This window comes from Pseudonocardia pini (assembly GCF_013870575.1).
Lineage (GTDB): Bacteria > Actinomycetota > Actinomycetes > Mycobacteriales > Pseudonocardiaceae > Pseudonocardia > Pseudonocardia pini.
The window spans coordinates 1-1,531 of sequence record NZ_JACBXB010001037.1; the positions used below are offsets into that span (position 1 = coordinate 1).

A 1,531-nucleotide genomic window follows, 5' to 3' on the forward strand; every position below is an offset into this window, starting at 1 on the left:
CGGTGGCCGAGCTCACCGCACTGCTCTTCACGGTCGCGCTCAGCGGCGCACGACGGCACTTCGCGATGGCCGAGATCCTGGCCTACCTCGCCCACCACGAGGCGGGCGGCGCGCTGGAGCGGGCGCGCGGTCCCGACGGCGTCTTCCTGTGGCGCACCACCGAAGGGGAGTCCAGATGACCGAGCAGCACCGGCACCGGGTCGTCGTGGTCGGCGGCGGGTTCGGCGGCCTGAACGCGACCCGCGCGCTGGCCCACGCCGACGTCGACGTGACCGTGGTCGACCGGGCCAACCACCATCTCTTCCAGCCGCTGCTGTACCAGGTCGCGGCCGGGATCCTGTCGCCCGGGCTGATCGCGCCCGCGCTGCGCAGCGTGATCTCCAAGCAACGCAACGCGCGGGCCATCCTGGCCGAGGTCACCGAGCTGGACCTGGAGAACAGGGTCGTGCGCGCCGACGGACCTGAGCACCACACCGTCGAGCTGCCCTACGACACCCTCGTCGTGGCGGGCGGGGCCACCCACTCGTACTTCGGCCGGGACGAGTTCGCCCAGTACGCGCCGGGGATGAAGACGATCGAGGACGCCCGGTACCTGCGGGACCGGATCCTCGTGGCGTTCGAGACGGCGGAGCTGTGCACCGACCCGGCCGAGCGGGCCGAGTGGCTCACGTTCGTGGTCATCGGGGCCGGTCCGACGGGCGTCGAGCTGGTGGGGCAGGTCGCCGAGCTGGCGCACACGGTCCTCCCGCGGGACTACCGCTCGGTGAACACCCGGGAGGCGCGGATCCTACTGGTCGAGGGGATGGGTGCGGTGCTGGGTCCGTTCGCCCCGAAGCTGCAGCGCTACACGCACGAGCGGCTCGAGCGGATGGGTGTGGAGATCCGGCTCAACACCCTCGCCACCGACATGGACGAGCAGTCGGTCACCGTGAAGGGGCCCGACGGGCCGGAGACCATCCGGACCCGGACGCGTATCTGGGCCGCAGGCGTCCAGGCCTCTCCGCTCGCGGCGCAGCTGGCCGCGCGGGCGGGGCTGGAGACGGACCGGGCGGGGCGGATCCCGGGCACCCCGAGGTCTTCGCGATCGGGGACATGGTCTCGCTGAACAAGCTCCCGGGCGTGGCGCAGCCCGCCATGCAGGAGGGCAAGTACGTCGGCGGGGTGATCAAGGCCAGGCTCGCCGGCGACGAGCGCGTGGCGCCGTTCAAGTACTTCGACAAGGGCAGCATGGCCACGATCGGGCACCGCTCGGCGGTGGCCGACGCCTTCGGCATGAAGTTCACCGGGGTGCTCGGCTACACGATGTGGGGCTTCATCCACGTGCTCTACCTGATCGGCTGGGGCAACCGGATCGGCACGATCTACACCTGGGCCCGCGCGCTGACCTTCTCCCACAACCGGGGGCACCGGCTGATCACCTACAAGCAGGCCGAGGAGGAACGCCCTCCGGACGCGCCCGCCCGCCCAGCCACCGGTGCGGACACCGGCGCCGCCTGAGCCGCTGGTCAGGGCTGCTCGCGCAGCTCCATCG

At 71.8% G+C, this 1,531-nt stretch carries 3 protein-coding genes; all 3 read left to right on the forward strand.

Going from position 1 to position 1,531, the window contains the following annotated elements:
• The first annotated feature begins 2 nt into the window (after positions 1-2).
• From H5J29_RS36740 to H5J29_RS34540, 3 genes are read left to right on the forward strand one after another with little or no spacing between them, the layout of a single operon-like run.
• The gene (locus H5J29_RS36740; protein ID WP_512700155.1) at positions 3-179 is read left to right on the forward strand and encodes a hypothetical protein; all 177 of its coding nucleotides are present in this window, start codon (positions 3-5) and stop codon (positions 177-179) included.
• Positions 176-1,105, forward strand: coding sequence for an NAD(P)/FAD-dependent oxidoreductase (locus H5J29_RS32245; protein ID WP_220188206.1), 930 nt, complete (start codon positions 176-178; stop codon positions 1,103-1,105). Before H5J29_RS36740 ends, H5J29_RS32245 begins: the two co-directional genes overlap by 4 nt.
• Positions 1,093-1,497, forward strand: coding sequence for an NAD(P)/FAD-dependent oxidoreductase (locus H5J29_RS34540; RefSeq protein ID WP_220188207.1), 405 nt, complete (start codon positions 1,093-1,095; stop codon positions 1,495-1,497). The genes H5J29_RS32245 and H5J29_RS34540 overlap by 13 nt, the downstream gene beginning before the upstream one ends.
• The last annotated feature ends 34 nt before the right edge of the window (positions 1,498-1,531 follow it).

Excerpts from the sequence above, each read along its gene's own strand:
- H5J29_RS32245 (WP_220188206.1), top strand. The coding sequence starts at position 176 with ATGACCGAGCAGCACCGGCACCGGGTCGTCGTGGTCGGCGGCGGGTTC.
- H5J29_RS34540 (WP_220188207.1), top strand. The coding sequence starts at position 1,093 with ATGGTCTCGCTGAACAAGCTCCCGGGCGTGGCGCAGCCCGCCATGCAG.